The sequence below is a fragment of the Sphingomonas hengshuiensis genome (assembly GCF_000935025.1).
GTDB classification, from domain to species: Bacteria; Pseudomonadota; Alphaproteobacteria; order Sphingomonadales; family Sphingomonadaceae; genus Sphingomonas; species Sphingomonas hengshuiensis.
The window spans coordinates 28,151-43,447 of record NZ_CP010836.1; the positions used below are offsets into that span (position 1 = coordinate 28,151).

Annotated in this window: 19 protein-coding genes; 5 read left to right on the top strand and 14 right to left on the bottom strand. The window is 58.4% G+C overall.

The features are described from left to right. Nucleotides 1–669 precede the first annotated feature (669 nt). Complete coding sequence (locus TS85_RS25735) at nt 670–849, top strand: hypothetical protein (protein WP_044329669.1); 180 nt, start codon at nt 670–672, stop codon at nt 847–849. 84 nt (nt 850–933) lie between these two features. Here TS85_RS25735 and TS85_RS00155 read toward each other — a convergent pair whose 3' ends face one another. Next, nucleotides 934–1,227, bottom strand: a complete 294-nt coding sequence (locus TS85_RS00155; protein ID WP_044329671.1) for a hypothetical protein — start codon at nt 1,225–1,227, stop codon at nt 934–936. Between the two features lie 1,231 nt (nt 1,228–2,458). On the opposite strand from TS85_RS00155, the gene TS85_RS24375 reads away from it, so the two are divergent. The 3 genes from TS85_RS24375 (at nt 2,459) to TS85_RS26220 (ending at nt 6,345) form a co-directional block, all read left to right on the top strand. Next, entirely contained in the window at nt 2,459–5,707 is a 3,249-nt protein-coding gene (locus TS85_RS24375) for an RHS repeat domain-containing protein (RefSeq protein WP_162184672.1), read from the top strand. A gap of 244 nt (nt 5,708–5,951) precedes the next feature. Continuing rightward, nucleotides 5,952–6,122 (top strand): RHS repeat-associated core domain-containing protein, encoded by a 171-nt coding sequence (locus tag TS85_RS24380; RefSeq protein ID WP_227698765.1) that lies wholly within the window; start codon nt 5,952–5,954, stop codon nt 6,120–6,122. Nucleotides 6,123–6,210: 88 nt separating this feature from the next. Then, the gene (locus TS85_RS26220; protein WP_265102105.1) at nt 6,211–6,345 is read left to right on the top strand and encodes a hypothetical protein; all 135 of its coding nucleotides are present in this window, start codon (nt 6,211–6,213) and stop codon (nt 6,343–6,345) included. A 72-nt stretch (nt 6,346–6,417) separates the two neighbouring features. Here the strand turns inward: TS85_RS26220 and TS85_RS00165 are convergent, their stop codons facing one another. After that, on the bottom strand, nt 6,418–6,984 hold the full coding sequence (locus TS85_RS00165; RefSeq protein WP_227698608.1) for a transposase: 567 nt from the start codon (nt 6,982–6,984) through the stop codon (nt 6,418–6,420). Here TS85_RS00165 and TS85_RS00170 point away from each other — a divergent pair. Beyond that, on the top strand, nt 6,898–8,121 hold the full coding sequence (locus TS85_RS00170; RefSeq protein WP_044329672.1) for an IS256 family transposase: 1,224 nt from the start codon (nt 6,898–6,900) through the stop codon (nt 8,119–8,121). The genes TS85_RS00165 and TS85_RS00170 overlap by 87 nt on opposite strands. On the opposite strand, the gene TS85_RS00175 is transcribed toward TS85_RS00170, so the two are convergent. The 12 genes from TS85_RS00175 to TS85_RS00225 all read right to left on the bottom strand — a co-directional run bounded on the left by TS85_RS00175 (nt 8,102) and on the right by TS85_RS00225 (nt 15,292). Further along, nucleotides 8,102–8,683 (bottom strand): transposase, encoded by a 582-nt coding sequence (locus TS85_RS00175; protein WP_227698609.1) that lies wholly within the window; start codon nt 8,681–8,683, stop codon nt 8,102–8,104. The genes TS85_RS00170 and TS85_RS00175 overlap by 20 nt on opposite strands. 126 nt (nt 8,684–8,809) lie before the next feature. Continuing rightward, on the bottom strand, nt 8,810–8,968 hold the full coding sequence (locus TS85_RS25075) for a hypothetical protein (RefSeq protein WP_155006245.1): 159 nt from the start codon (nt 8,966–8,968) through the stop codon (nt 8,810–8,812). 529 nt (nt 8,969–9,497) lie between these two features. Beyond that, a complete protein-coding gene (locus TS85_RS00190) occupies nt 9,498–9,803 on the bottom strand; it encodes a hypothetical protein (RefSeq protein WP_155006246.1) in 306 nt (101 codons plus the stop codon). 127 nt (nt 9,804–9,930) lie between these two features. Then, on the bottom strand, nt 9,931–10,287 hold the full coding sequence (locus TS85_RS25080; protein WP_155006247.1) for a hypothetical protein: 357 nt from the start codon (nt 10,285–10,287) through the stop codon (nt 9,931–9,933). Between the two features lie 72 nt (nt 10,288–10,359). After that, complete coding sequence (locus tag TS85_RS25085; RefSeq protein ID WP_155006248.1) at nt 10,360–10,683, bottom strand: hypothetical protein; 324 nt, start codon at nt 10,681–10,683, stop codon at nt 10,360–10,362. Nucleotides 10,684–10,877: 194 nt separating this feature from the next. Next, nucleotides 10,878–11,201, bottom strand: a complete 324-nt coding sequence (locus tag TS85_RS00195; RefSeq protein ID WP_044329675.1) for a hypothetical protein — start codon at nt 11,199–11,201, stop codon at nt 10,878–10,880. A gap of 174 nt (nt 11,202–11,375) precedes the next feature. Continuing rightward, nucleotides 11,376–11,663: an RHS repeat domain-containing protein gene (locus TS85_RS00200; protein WP_044329676.1), complete on the bottom strand. Its 288-nt coding sequence runs from the start codon at nt 11,661–11,663 to the stop codon at nt 11,376–11,378. A gap of 30 nt (nt 11,664–11,693) precedes the next feature. Then, on the bottom strand, nt 11,694–12,095 hold the full coding sequence (locus TS85_RS00205; RefSeq protein ID WP_155006249.1) for a hypothetical protein: 402 nt from the start codon (nt 12,093–12,095) through the stop codon (nt 11,694–11,696). Nucleotides 12,096–12,106: 11 nt separating this feature from the next. Continuing rightward, nucleotides 12,107–12,517 (bottom strand): TrbC/VirB2 family protein, encoded by a 411-nt coding sequence (locus tag TS85_RS23865; protein ID WP_077228370.1) that lies wholly within the window; start codon nt 12,515–12,517, stop codon nt 12,107–12,109. After that, nucleotides 12,514–13,437, bottom strand: coding sequence for a P-type DNA transfer ATPase VirB11 (virB11, locus tag TS85_RS00215; RefSeq protein WP_044335573.1), 924 nt, complete (start codon nt 13,435–13,437; stop codon nt 12,514–12,516). Before virB11 ends, TS85_RS23865 begins: the two co-directional genes overlap by 4 nt. A gap of 65 nt (nt 13,438–13,502) precedes the next feature. Continuing rightward, a complete protein-coding gene (locus TS85_RS00220; RefSeq protein ID WP_044335575.1) occupies nt 13,503–14,177 on the bottom strand; it encodes a TrbI/VirB10 family protein in 675 nt (224 codons plus the stop codon). Between the two features lie 419 nt (nt 14,178–14,596). Further along, complete coding sequence (locus TS85_RS00225) at nt 14,597–15,292, bottom strand: TrbG/VirB9 family P-type conjugative transfer protein (protein ID WP_044329678.1); 696 nt, start codon at nt 15,290–15,292, stop codon at nt 14,597–14,599. Nucleotides 15,293–15,297: the final 5 nt, after the last annotated feature.

Genomic DNA, 15,297 nt, shown 5'->3' on the forward strand with positions numbered 1-15,297 from the left:
GGGGCGTCCACATATGAATCAGAAATGCGCGGCCTTGGGAATCCCGTTTATGGGTTCACGACCTAATCCGACATCGAACGTTCAAAGTCGATAATATTCCCTTGAAATAACCCGAATAATAAGGATGATGCGACCGAGCGCACCGCAATGAACGATTCTGTGCGCGCTGATAGTTCCTGCGTTACTACTTGAAAACCCGGCGTCCGCCTTCGTTGGCGATACGCAAGGTTAAACAAGGGCTGGCGTACCGTAACAAATTTGACGCAGTCGAATGGGTAATATGATCAAGGGGAGGGGATAGTGTGGTATAGGTTATTGTCGCTATCCGCGTTAGCCGCGGCATCCCCTGCTTTCGCGCAGGAAACCGCCACCTATGGCTATGATGGGCTCGGTCGGTTGGTCTCGGTGGCAAATACGGGCGGGCCCAACAACGGTACAACCTCAAGCTATACCTACGACGCGGCTGGGAATCGGACGAACGTAACGATTGCGACGCCGCCTAGCGGTGGCGGGAGTTCTCAGAATTGCGCGGTGTCTCCCTCTGGTGGCACTTATTTGCCGTCAGGTTGGGACAATAGTGATTTTCAGGTCGGCTTGTCCCGGTCAGGAAGCTGCGGCGCTGCAACGATGGTTTCCTACACGACAAGGAACGGCAGCGCTACGGCGGGTATGAGCTACGTCGCCAAGTCGGGCACGTTGACGCTCAATTCGGATAGCGGCATCGTCTCGATCACAAAGCTGCCATGGTGGGGATCTTCTGGTCAAGATATATTCTATGTCGACTTCGTTGTTGTCAGCGGGGGCTATTTAACGTCGACTTACGCCGAGCTCAGCAGGGAGAGCCCCTGATGTGATCGGTTGGACAGTCTCTTTCGGCTTCTAGATCGTCTGCGGTGAGATTGCGGCTACAAGAGGGGCGGTATGATTTCGTTATTACTGTTTTTCCAGGACGTAGCGGCGACGGCCGGAGGTGACCTCGGTCCAAATAGCGAGGTCTGCCAAGTGTTGGATATGGGCACTCAGGAGAGCGGCCCACTCCTTCAGGCGCGCTGCGGACAGCACAAAACTATGCTGGGTGCCGCCGACCGATTTCAGGCAGTGCAGAACCGGCGCACGGGTGCAGTGGTCGTGAAGATGGTCCTGCGCGGGGAACAGCGCACTATTCTCGTGTTCACTGATGATGCGGGCTCTCCCGTTATTCAAGATCTGAATAGAGAACCGCTGCAAGTAAGTTCAGACGCCAGACGCTCGGCTCTCGGACCATCCGATGTGGACCTATCTGATTTTGCTGAGAAGGGTGTGTTGAGGTTCGCGGCTCTGGGGCAGTCAGATGGCTCTAGCTCGAGGCTTGTGCAGCTAAGCCTGTCGCAGCTTCGCGCGGCTAGGCTGGTGGGAAGGCCTGCCGCTCCTGGTATAAAGTAAAGCCGATGTACAGCGAGAAGGGGGAGGGGTTATGAGGGCATGGTTCTTGGCGGTGCTGGGCATTCTTGCCCTTGCGTGGTCCGCGCCTGCAATGGCGCAGGCGGGCGTACCTCCCATCCGAAGCGCTGTCGATGAGAACGGTGTCGATATCCTCAGGCGCCAATATATGGCGACTGGCACGGACCTGTCGATAGGGCCGTCTGACCACAGGGGCCTGCGGCACAAACGGCAGTGGATAGGCGGATGGCGGAATTCGCTTGTGCCGCGAATATTGCCGTCTGGTAATACAATTACTGTAACGTTTAACGGTTCTTCTGTGGGATTTAATTATAACTATTCTACAGGACAGTATGAATCGCTAGAATCCAACGGAGCGACACTCAGTAGTAATCGGGCTTCGTTTAAATCGGCTGACGGAACCGTGGTCAACTTTTATTCCGTAGGCGCATTGTTTGATCGAGGATATCCATCTGAGCTGGGGCAGAGTGTCATATATCCAGATGGCACTAAGTGGACATTTGAATACGAGAGCTTCGACTCGTGCTATAATTGCACCTATTATAGCGAAGCGATAAGGCTTTCATCAATAACGTCCAGCGCTGGATACAGATTAAACTACACATATCAGCAAACACCTCTGCATCTCTATGGATATCCGCAGCCTCGGGACGATATCCGTTGGCTGACACTGGTGCGTGTCGACGCGGTGAATCTGGCGTGTGGTGCCAACTGTATCCCCAATTACGTTACATATACGTGGGGTGACACTCAATATGACGTGCCCCAGAAGCTGACGAGCGTTACGGACGCAGCGTCTAATGTCACCACATATGGATACTCAGGTGTGCTGTCTTCTATCAGATTGCCAGGATCCACTACCGATAACCTGTCCATAACCTACGAGCCGTCCAGCACGGTGGTGTCATCCGTCAGTCGCGGGCCTGTCGCATGGACCTACAGCAACACGAGTACGACGGCTTCGGTCACGGACCCAGCGGGCAGCACGCGTACACTGACTTTTGATGCGTCGTACCGCGTGAGCAAAGATGAGAAGCGCGATAGCGCTGCGAATGTGCTTGAAGTCACTAATCTCGAATATTGCACCTCGGGTGAGTCCAGTTGTCCCGCTGGATTGCTTAAGAAGGTATCCTCGGCGGAGGGCAATGGCGCCGTCTTTAAGTATGACGCGCGTGGCAACACAATCGAGACTCGAGTGACCGGTAAAACGGGGACCAACTGGAGCGATATCGTCTCGTCCGCCACGTACCCGGCGGCTTGCGACCAGACTAACGCCAAGACGTGCAACAAGCCCGTTTCGACGACCGATCCTCGACAGGCGGTCACATTGTATGATTGGAACACTGCCAATGGGCAGTTGAATAGTGTCACCTACCCGGCGGTTAATGGAGTTTCACCGCAGATCCGGTACGGCTACTCCAACCAGCAAGCTTATGACGCCGCGGCGCAACCGATCGACCTGCCAATCTCGGTTTTAACGACCGTTTCGGGTTGTCGCACGCTTTCCAGCTGCGCCAATACGGCGGATGAAGCGCGATCTACGATCTCATATGCCTCGCCAGGTACGCCAAACAACGTCCTTCCAGTAAGCGTCATTCGCGCTGGGGGAGATGGCTCTGGGTCTGCCACGAAGTACTTCACCTACGATTCGAACGGTAATGTTGCGTCCGAAGACGGGCCGTTGCCGGGCAGCGTAGATGTCTCGCGCATGGCTTACGACGTTAACCGGAGGCTGATCGCAACCATGGGTGCCGACCCCGATGGCAGCGGACCACGCAAGCCAGTCGCTCAACGGTTCACTTATGCTGGTGATGGCCAGGTTGCGCTCGCGGAGACGGGGAACCTTCCTAGCGAGGCAACGGATTGGTCAAGCTTCAGTTCGCTGCAATCAGTTCAGACCACCTATGATCCCTATCGGCGCAAGATTGGTGATACGGTCATCGCCGGTGGCACTGCCCAATCCGTGACCCAGTACAAATATGACGCCGTCGGCCGGCCTCTTTGCGCGGCGGTGCGCATGGACCCGAACCAATGGGCCGGCCAATCGGATGCTTGTGTGGCCCAGACCAGCGGCGGCAACGGGCCTGATCGCGTGACATTGATCGCGTATGACGGCGCCGGTCGTTTGGTAAGCGCAATATCGGGTTATGGGACCACTGCAGCCGCGACCGAGTCGATGAGTTACACCTCGAACGGGCAGATCGCGACCGTCACGGACGCAAAAGGCAATGTAACGGCCTACTCGTACGACCCCTTCGATCGTCTGAATCGGCAGTGCTTCCAAACCACGTCAAGTGCGGCGTGCGCGGCCTCGACGGCAGACTTCGAAGAGGTCGGCCATGACCCGAACGGGAACGTGACTTGGCGCCGCCTCCGGGATGGGACCACTATCCTGACCGGTTACGATCTCCTGAACCGTCTGATTTCAAAGGACACCCCCAATACAGCACCTTATGAATATGATGTTTCCTATGCGTACGATCTGCAGGGGAATCTCACACAGGCCCTCGACACCAACGGGCACGTCGCAAATTTCACTTACGACGCTCTCGGACGGAAGACCGTGGAATCAAGCAATTGGACGACGCGATCTTGGCAGTATGACGTGGCGGGCCGCCGCTCGCGCCTGACTTGGAACGACGGCTTTTACGTAACCTATGATTACGACAATGCCGGTCTGCTGAGCGCTATTAGGGAGAATGGTGGCACCACGTTAGCCGGTTTCGGTTATAACGACCTGGGACTCAGGAGTTCGCTGACGCGCTCCAACGGAACGAGCACGTCCTATGTCTACGATCCTGCTTCCAGACTGCATTCGCTAACGAACGATCTCTCCGGTAGCAGCTTCGATCAGAGCTATGGGTTTGAATATAATCCAGCAGGGCAGATCACAAGTAGGACCAGTTCGAACCCGGTTTACGCGTTCAACGATTATTTGAACGTGAATCGTGGGTACGCCAGCAATGGCCTCAACCAATACACCAACGCGGGGGCCACTTCTCTCGGCTATGATGCTCGTGGCAACCTGACGCAATCAGGAAGTAGCGCTTTCGGTTACACGAGCGAGAACCATCTCGCGACAGCGCCAGGCGGCTACGTGGTGACTCACGATCCGCTTGGACGCTTTCATTGGGTGTCAAACACGGGCACCGGTTTGCTTACCTGGATGCAGTACGATGGAGATCACATAATCGAAGAACGCAATGGCGCTGGTGTGGTACGGCGATATGTATTCGGACCCGGCGACGATGAGCCGATAGTGTGGTACGAAGGCCCAGGCACCAGCGATCGTCGCTTCCTCTACGCAGACGAGCGTGGATCAATCGTCGCCGTTGCCGACAATAGCGGTAACAAGATCGCCACTAATAGCTACGATGAATTCGGAATCCCGCAAGCCGGAGGCAACACCGGGCGTTTTCAATATACGGGCCAGGTCTGGTTACCGGAACTAGGCATGTACCATTACAAGGCTAGGACTTATTCGCCAACTTTGGGCCGATTCCTTCAAGCTGATCCAATTGGATATGGTGATGGATTAAACAAGTACGCTTATGTCGGGAATGATGCAATTAACCGAATTGATCCGTCTGGAACCTGCTCATTCTTTCAGGCTCTAGTGATCAGGCCGCATTCCACGCAGGACGCTGTAGAAACTTCTGAAGGGATCGTCGTTACCGCCCCCGCATACGACTGTCTCGATATGAATTTTCTGCTTACAAATGCTTTCCGTTCTCTCTTGCAGGGCGGGAGCGGAAGCAATGGTGACCCAAATCACAAGCCAGCTACAGTATGGTTGCCGCAGGCGATTGAGTCTCTTTATTGCCGCGCGACTGGCTTGCTTGGCTCGAATGGTAGGTTGCGTCTAGGGGCTGACTTTGGACTTGGTTGGGAACTATTTGAGAAGGGAGGGGTGGGCCTGTCGATCAGAGGAGACGGTAGCCTAGAATTTGATTCCTACGTGGGGGTTGGTTTCGGATATGGTGCCTACGGCGGCGCAGGTCTATCGTTGGACAACCAGGGGGCCGCCAACGCACCAGGCTGGTCTGGCACAGCTGGCATAGAACTTTCAGGGGCGGTCGCTGTGCCAAGCGGCTTGGCGGGTCTTGGATTGGGAGGATACGGGTCTGTTCCGATTAACCAAAATGGCCCGGGATTCGGCGCCCCTTCAGGAGGGGGAGGCGTAGGAGTTGGTCCTCGTTACGGCGCTTACCTGGCAGAAACGGGAACAGGAACATTGTATCATCGGTCCGAAAGCCCCTGTAAATGAAAAATAAAAATAAATTCGCGATCCTATTGCGCATGCGTATTTATGCTCTTGCGATAGTTATACTTTCAGCTCTTGCGATGATGGGTGTGATCTCTTGGGTGATGCCGGTAATCGCGTATCCGTTCATCGGATTTCTATTTTTCAGTGAGTCATGCTGGAAATGTGGGGCCTCCCTAGCGTTGCAAGAGGGAAATGGATTCTTGCGAGTTAATCCGAAATGCATGAGATGTGGGGCTGATCTGAGCTGAGCAATGTTCTTCATTCTTCGACGCTCGGGCGGTTCATGCAGATTGATCCGATTGGCTACGATGACGGTCTAAACATGTATGCCTACGTTCACAACGATCCGATGAATTCTCGGGACCCGGCTGGGCTGGATGATCCGGCAACGGATATTGTTGTCACCGAACGCTGATCTGCCCCTGACCTGCTGCCCGTTTCCTGGACCGTTTTTAGCTGGAAAATTCCAGTTTAGGATTGAGGGTCAGGCGATGGAGTGAGCGATGAAGAGATTGAAGTTCAGCGAGGCGCAGATCGCGTGCGCGTTGAAGCGGGCCGAGGAGAGATGGCTCGGTTCATTTGAACAGCTCGGCGCGATTGCTAATGAGACCTGTGCGCGGGAGGGTGTAGATCACTGAAAAGCGTTGTTTATTGCCTGTCGGTGGCGATGGAGCGACCTCGCCACGCTCTGGTCAGAGCGGTGGCGCCTTTTATGCCTGGGCCGCGAGAATGTTCATGGTGCGCTTGAGGTTGTAGGCGATGGCGGTGAGGTAAACTTGGACGGCGGCTTTGGCGAGACCTCGCCATCGCATTCGGCGCAGGCCGTAGCACCGCTTCCATGTCCCGAAGATCTTTTCGATCCGGCCGCGTACGCGATGGATTGGTTGGTTCCATGCCTTGAGCTTGCGTAGCGTTTCCTGTTCGTCGCGGCCCCACATGCCGGTGGCGACGATCCGCGGTACGCCGCCTTTGGCCCGCACGGCATCGCGAAAGTGATTGCCGCGATAGGCGCTGTCCGCAAATACCTCGCCGGGATTGTCGGGCAGCGCTTCGGGGCCTGCTCTGCCGTCATTGATATTGGCAGATGTGATCGACACTTGCTCGACCAGCGCCGTATCGGCATCTGCCCGACAGGCAGTGTCAGGAATTTCGTGTGCGGGCGGGCATAGTGGGTAAGAAGGAGACCCGATATGGCCCGACGCAAAGAACCAACGATACCAGATGAAGTGCTGGACCAATTGCTGGCCGGCGGGGATGCGGCAGCGGCGCTGCAACACGGCGGCTTGCTGGATGCGCTGAAGAAGGCGCTGGCCGAGCGCGCGTTGAACGCGGAGATGGATCACCACCTCGCCGGCGAGGACGGTGCCGGCAACACGCGCAACGGCTATGGCCGCAAGACCGTGATAACCGACACCGGCAGCCTTTCGATTGCGGTGCCGCGCGACCGTCAGTCGAGCTTCGATCCGCAGTTGATCGCCAAGTACCAGCGCCGGTTTCCCGGCTTCGATGAGAAGATCGTGTCGATGTATGCGCGGGGCATGAGCACGCGGGAAATCGCCGGCCATCTCCAGGAGTTGTACGGCATCGACGCTTCGCCGGACCTGATCAGCACGGTGACCGACGCGGTGCTCGACGAGGTCGCCAGCTGGCAGCAGCGGCCGCTGGATCCGGTCTATCCGCTTGTCTTTTTCGACGCGATCCGGGTGAAGATCCGCGATGAAGGCATGGTGCGCAACAAGGCGATCCACATCGCGCTGGGCGTCCGCGCCGATGGCGCGAAGGAAGTGCTCGGCCTGTGGCTGGAGCAGAATGAAGGTGCCAAATTCTGGCTGCGGGTGATGAACGAGCTCAGGAACCGCGGCACCGAAGATATCCTGCTGGCCGTGGTCGATGGGCTGAAAGGCTTTCCCGAGGCGATCACCGCCGTATTCCCCGACGCGGTCGTGCAGACGTGCATCGTCCATCTGCTGCGAAACTCGATGGATTTCGTCTCCTGGAAGGACCGCAAGGGCCTGGCGACGGCGCTCAAGGAAATCTACCGCGCCCCCAGCGCCGAGGCCGCCGAACAGGCGCTGACGGCGTTCGAGGCAGGGCCTTGGGGCACCCGCTATCCCGCCATCGGCCAAAGCTGGCGGCGCGCATGGGCCGAGGTGATCCCATTCTTCGCCTTCCCCGACGAGGTCCGCCGGATCGTCTATACGACCAATGCGATCGAGGCCTTGAACTCGAAGCTGAGACGGGCCGTCCGCGCCAGGGGGCACTTCCCCAGCGACGAGGCCGCCACCAAGCTGCTCTACCTGATCTTGAACCGGTCGGAAAAAGAGTGGAAAATGCCACCACGGGAATGGTCCATGGCCAAGGCACAGTTCGCCGTTATCTTCGGTGAGCGGTTCATCAGAGCCATGGCGGCATAATGTTCAATCCGCCCACCCGCACACGAAATTCCTGACACTGCCCCCCGACATGGGCCTTGAACCCGTGAACGGCTCGCTTTCCCTTGTGCTTGACCCAGCGCGCATCTCCATCGCCCTCGCTGGCAGAGGTAATGATGGTCGCATCGACCAGCGTGCCTGCCTTGACCGTTACTGCCTTGGATGTGAGCTGCGCTGTCACAGTCGTGAACAGCAGTCGATCCAGCTTATGGGAGACCAACTCCTTGCGAAAGCGCACGAATGCCGTCCGCTCGGGTGTCGCCTCTGATCCTGAGAATCCACAGAAGCGACGGAAGGAGGCTCGATCATCGAGCGCTTCGGCCAGCTTTACGTCGGACAGGTCGTACCAGATCGAGAGAAGTAGCGCCTTGAGCATCGCCAGCGGCGGCCAGGCCTGCTCGCCTTTGCCAGCCGAATAAAGCGAAGCAAGAACGGCCGATACCGGCTCCCAATCGATCAGCTTGCCAAGCTCGTCAAGCGATGATGTGGACCGTGCGCGCCCAGCAAAACCGAACCCCTCCTGACCAATTGAACGATGCGCCATGTCCGGCTCTCCCCTTCGGAAAACCCATAGAATCAGCGATAAAAGCAGCTGTCTACACCCTCCCGCGCACAGGTCTCATTAGATCCCGAACGATATGAAATGAAATGCGGCAATTATTCGCCAGCACTACTTTGGCAGAATGCCATTCGCGACGAAATGAAGGGAATGGTCCAGCAGCTTGAGCGCGACCCGCAGATCGAATCGATCCTCGCTGCGCGCAGGAAGGAGCTCGGCATGACTCTCGAAACGAGCCGGCCGCTTGGCGACGCGTTCGCGCTTCACCATGGGATCGAGCTGGGCAGGGGGCGGGGGCTTGGGATCTGACGCGAAACGCCACATGAACTGTGCAACGTTAGCTACGGCACAAATGCTTCTAGTTGCTGCTGCAGGTGGTTGCCCCTCAATGCTTTATTAATATAGGGTGATACGATTTATTCTATGATGATATAGTCAACCGTTTCCGTGTCTCCCCACGCCGAGCATGTACCCGTGCCCAAAACCACAATCTTCTTGTTCAACGCATAAGCGCTCAACAACATGGATGCCTGCAATTTACCCCCGTCGGTCGTAGCGTTTATCGCCCAGCGAGTAGCGGTTGCTCCAGTGGCACAGGAAGGAGTCGCAGTTCTGGCTCCATCATGCGTGAATATCATTGCGCCATTCGGCATACCATGAATAAGGCTTATGCTACCAAATTGCGAGTAGGAGGCGCTGGCAGGCGTAAAGGTTGTAAGAATAATGCTCATCGCACTCAAGGTCAGAGTCTTCGTCGAGCGCTCCTAAATATGTTGCGCCATTTATAAGCCGGGAGGGGCTAGGGCCGCTCGAGCCTGATATACTCCACTCGAGGCTCCGAACCACAACCCGTGGTGACCCCGCTAGTGTAAATAAGTCTCACGTTAAATCCAGTTGCGACAGCAGTCAGTGCCACGGCTTCAATGCTGTTATCCGCGCCCGTGTCGGGCACGCGAAAGTAGAGGAGCGACGCACCGCTGTCGGGCTTGATCGCGATTTGGCGGCAGGCGGGATTGATGTGCCCTTCGACGAACATCACTTTCCCATAGGCCTCTTCGCCGTGCGCGAGCGTTGGCGCGACACAGGTGGTGAGATAGGTGACCAAATGCCTAATCTTCATGACCTTCCCCCATCACTATAACGAGTGCCAATTTCGGCAATTCTTCAAATCAGTTTTGATCCCACATTGGCCACGGCCCACGTTTACACGCTTCACCCCCGGGGCAGATATGTCAATCAACAACCTCGATCATGCCAGCCTGCGGAATCGAGGGATACCAATTACTTGGTACACAACCAACAAGCCAAAAATGTACTTCCGACTTGGTTGCAAATGCCGTCAATGCGATGCTCAGCATCCGATCAAGCTCTTCGGGTGACGCCGGCGCAAGGCGGATAACCGACGCATTCGCGCAACCATCAGGGTTTGCTATCGAGTTTGCCCGAAGGAATATATAACCATTCTCGGCGTGCACAGCTGACAAGACGACTGTGCCGCTGGAGCCAGGCCGCGCAAACGCAGTTGGGCACGTAAAGGATAATATCGAGCCCAAAAGAAATAGAAATGTCTTACGTATCGTATTGCTCATAATTCTCTCCTTCGCACGTCAAATCCGAGGCGCTACGTTCGACTAAATGCGGCTCTCCGCACGGGCAATGCGCTATTTCATCCATATACCGATCATGTCATTGCGCAGTGCATTACAACTTACACCATCTGCGGCAAACCGGATCAACACTTCGCGTCCCGTCGAAAGGGCGCTCAGCGCAATGGCGACAGATGCCTGGATGTAGTTAGCGCCTGGGGGGACGAAGCCGCCGCTTCCCGAATCCAGAAATATGAAGAAATTGCCAGGCTCTCCGGAGTAGACGCTTACAACGCGACCTGGACATTCTGTTACTGCAAGAGCAGGAGCGGATAAATTGAGCGCGAAACCCAACGCCGCGATTGCAGGTAAAATTCGTGTCTTCTTTATGGCTCGCATCGGGGGATCCTTTGTCTGAGGGATATTCACACGTTAAGGCATGGTTTCCGCACGTAGGGCGATCGATCCTCAATGTTCCAGCCTATGGCGTTTGCGATGCCTTGACATGCGTTCTGGGCCTATAAATGCTTGAGAACGAGGTCGGAGGGCGGCCCAAAGCTATTAAATGCGCCTCGACTTCTTACGAAAGCTCCTCAGGGGTGGAAAATAAAAGCCTCGGGATTCGAGTACATTGCCACCTGGGCGCATGGCGTGCTCGCGTTCGTCCAGAACATTGTGATTGGCTTGTTCTGCGAAATGGCGGTGATGAGGGTGGAGTAGGCCCTGTCGATCTGCGGTTGTGCCCAGGCGGGGCTGATCGCGCACCAGGCTAGACAGGACTTTTCCGACATAAAGTAAACCGTCCCATCCTGATGCACGATGGCGGCGGTGACCTTCTCGTCACACCAGTATCCAGCGTTGGCGGACTGGGCGCTCAGTAAGCAGAGCGCTCCCGCGATACAGCCCATAAAACGCATAGACATTCCTCCCGCCTGTGAACCTCAATTGAGTGCCACCCGTAAATTCCGCGGCAACTCACCGCTAAAGTTTGCACCGCCAGAGCTGCGATCGCCTCCAACCACAACGTACCGCATTGAACAGCGACGGCGCGTGCGCTTTGCAATCCGGCGGCCGCGCAGGCGCAGATCGGACTAACGCGCCGCCCAGGGGTTACGAATGGGGATAACGGTGAACCCGTTCAGCGGCACAACCACCACTTTCAAGGCGTTCGATGGGGATCCTGTCGCGCCGGTGACTTGATAGTTCGTGCGATTACCCGCATTGTCGAACGCAATCGTCGTTTCGGTGTTGTGGTTTGGTCCATCCTGCGTCTTGCTGGTAACAAGGCGACCGAGTGCATCATAGGTGTAGGTCGTGGTTTCCTGTGCGCACGCTTCCGAAGTTGTCAGGAGAGCGCAAAGGCCAATCAGCATCTTCATAAAAATTCTCCTGCTGGCAGTGCGGCGATCTTATAGGCCAGGATACAAGAAGGTGGAGGGCTGCGAATATACGGGAAGTGCTTCGCAACCGGTTGCACTATCAAAATAGATAGTGACCTTCCTGCAATTGCTTGCGGACGTCAGAAGCATCGAGTACATTCGGTCCTGCTGGGCCTGCGATATGTCTGGATTGATCTGGCACCAATTGAGACAGGATTTGTCCGTCGTGAAGTAAATACCACCTGCGTTGTTGACGATCGCGAGCTTGATCGTTTGCTCGCAATAGGCGCCGGCCTGCGCGCCACTGGTTGTCAGGAGGAGGGCGATGGTAGTCGCGACAAGACCGCGCATTATGGCACCTTCGGTATGGTGTTGGTACGCGGGAGCACAGAAGTTCAGTACTTTCGACAAACAATGAACGACGATTGCCACGGACTCAACCCCTATCGTGGTGGCACCGCAGCACCCGCATAGGGATCGTATCGCGGGGGTTGCATGGGGGGCGGCGGCGGCGCGAGCGCTTCGAGCGGCGGCGGGGGCTCCGCTACGATCCGTTCGGCGATTGATGGCTTCGGCGCGCTCTCGATCTGGAAGCCGGCTAGAATGCCTTGCGCGATGGTGCTGGATCCAAACAGGATGAAGCAGCCGCAAAGGATCGTGACCCCGCGTTTGACGCTCAGGCGGCCCGTCAGCAGCAAGAACCCAAGGCCGGCGACCGCCAGAACCGCAACTGCGGTCGCGAGCGGCCCGAGCAGGGCGCCCTCCACCCAGGCGCTCGCGGCAACGAGAGGGTTTTGGATTGCACTCGCGGAGGCGTACCCGCTCGCTGCATCGACTGGCGGAAGCCGATTCATGCGAGTAGCACCTCGGCCACATGTCGCCGGCCACCGGTCCGTGCAAGTTGGACGAAGACGTCGATGGTATTCCGCACATAGTGGCGGACGTCCTCGCGGCTCAGCTGGGTTCCAGCTTGCAGCACAAGCAACGCGATCTGTTCTATCGCGCGCTCAGGCGAGTCGGCGTGAACCGATGTCATCGAGCCGGGATGCCCGGTGTTGATCGCGCGCAGAAAGGTGTAGGCTTCCTCACCGCGAAGCTCACCCAGGATGATGCGATCGGGGCGCATGCGGAGCGATGCGGCGAGCAAGTCGGTCGCTCCCACCCGTGCCTCGCCCAAGGAGCCTCTCACGGCGAGCAATCCGATGAGATTGTCGTGATGCTGGCGCAGCTCGGGGGTGTCCTCGATCAGGATGAGCCGTTCCTCATCCGATATCTCGCGGATCAGCGCGTTCAGGAAGGTCGTCTTCCCGGTTGAAGTACCGCCCGAGACAAGGATGTTCTTTCGGGTCCGTACTGCTGCCGACAGGAAGCGAGGCAGGTCTCCGGAGTCGAGTAGCGCGCGGAGTTTAGCGTCTTCCTCTCTCGCGCCGGGTTCCCCCCGCCTGGTCTCGCGAAAAGCGCCTGCGGCGTCATAGTCCGTGAGGGTGAGGTCGGACGAGACATGTTTACGAATGGCGATCGCCATCGGCCCACGGGTGGCCGGGGGCGCAATCACCTGGACCCGCGAGCCGTCAGGCAGGCTTGCCGAGAGCAGGGGGTGCTCCCGGCTGATTCCTTGATGGGAGAGCGACGCGATCTGCCGCGCCAGCCGATCGAGGGTCGAGGCGTCGAGGTTCGGCGCCGCATGGCGCTCGACCTTGCCGCCCAGCGTTTCGGCCCAGATCTCGAAGGGTCGGTTCACATAGACATCGGTGACATCTTCGCGGGCCAGCATTGGTGCCAAGGGAGCAAGATACGCCTGAAGGAAGGTCGCACCCGCCGCGTCGGCTGGGGCAGCCGTCACCGGTTCTCGACTCCGCTGAAATCGAGGTCGCGTGCGACGAACACCGAGATGCTGGTGGCGGGATTGACCTTCAACGTCGGACGGACATCGTTCGGCGTCACGGTCTGCCGGATCGCGCCGGTGGTCCCAGGCAAGGCTACAATAACGGGTGAGTTCGACGAACGCGACGCGAAATTGACTCCGATGTCGAGTGCGGACTGCAGGATGGCGCCCGAGAAACGCTCCAGAAAATGGGTGTTCACGCGCGCGCGGATACCGCCGCGCCCCATCGTGTCGGCGGATGGCGAGCCGATCGCGATTGTTGCGCCGTCCGGGCGGATCAGGCGGATCCAGTTGACCAGCATTCGATTCTGGCCATTGTCGGCGTTCGCCGAATATTCGCCGATCAGCCGGCTTCCCCGCGGAATGAGTATCTTGGTTCCGTCGAACCCTCTGATGTCGCTCGATACGACCGCGCGTGCGAGACCCGCCAGGGTGGAGTCCAAGCCGGTTTCCAGCACGGCGGGGATCAGCGTGCCCTGCGGCACCGTCAGGCTGCGACTGGCCAGCATGCCGGCGCCCACCCGGCCGCCTGCGATTTTCCCGCCAGGAGCATCCTCTTCTCGCCGGGCGCTCCCCGCCTGCGTGGCTGCATTGGCGGGGCTACCGGCGGGCGTGCTGGTATCGACCATCAGGGCAGGGCCGCTGGTCACCCGCGCTGGCTGTGTCGGCGCTTGCGGCTGGGGAGCGGGGGCTGGCCGCTGTACCGGCGCCGGCCTCACCACCGCGACCGAAGGCGCAGGTGTTGGGGTCGGCGGCGCCGGAGCAGCGAGGAGGACAGGCTGCAGCGCCGGAGCTATCGGTTGTGGCTCGGGGGGAATGTAGAGCATGGGCGCTGGCGCCATTCCGGCAACGGCATCCACGCTCCGCGCGCGAACCGATGGCGCGATTGTCGCGCGGCGCCTCGCATCGAGGACGATAAACAGGATCAGGCCCAGTCCCGCCGCGACCATGGCCATTGCCCAGACCGGAACGCTAGCGCCCGCCTTGGCGACCACGGGCCGGACCGACGGTGCCTCTTCGGCCAAGGATTGTGGATCGGACGGCGGGGTCATGGCTGCTCCGGAGGCAGTCGCGTCGCGACGGCCTTGCGCCGGTCCACGCGGAAGATCAGCGCGGTTTGCACGCTGTCGATCACGATCCGCCCGTCGCGCATCATGCCGTTGACCAGCGTCTCCCGCCCATGCGGATCGAGTGCGTAGATCGCCGGCAGGGGTACCTCGACCGGCCATTCGACATAGGTCTTGACGCCGTCGTCATGGATACCGGTGGGTCGCAGGCCCCGGTCGCCCCGGATCTTGTACCGCCCGACGGTCGGAAGTTCCGCCCCAGGAGTCGGCAGCGCGCCGGGAAGTGCCGTCAACAGCGCAGGCGGCGGATAGCGGAACCGCACCGTATAGGGGGTGTCGCCTTGTGGCTCGCCAACGGTGGTCAAGTCGAAAAGGTAGATGCGGGTATCGCTGACCACCGTCATGTTGGTATTTGCGGCTGCCTGGAGCGGCTTCAGGAACATGCGGTTGCCAGCATGATTGACGCTCACCTGCCAGGCGGTGCTATCGCCGAGCGCGACATTCTCGACGCGTTCGTCGGGCGCGAGTTCGACCATCAATTGATAGCCGGGTGCGGATTCCAGGACCACGACCTGTCCTGCCGCGAAATCGACCGTCTGGACGTGTGGGTTTGGGCCGTCCGGTCGAGGCCGCACCTGCGCCTGTGCGTTCGATGCGACCAGCGCGAGGGCGAACATTGCGT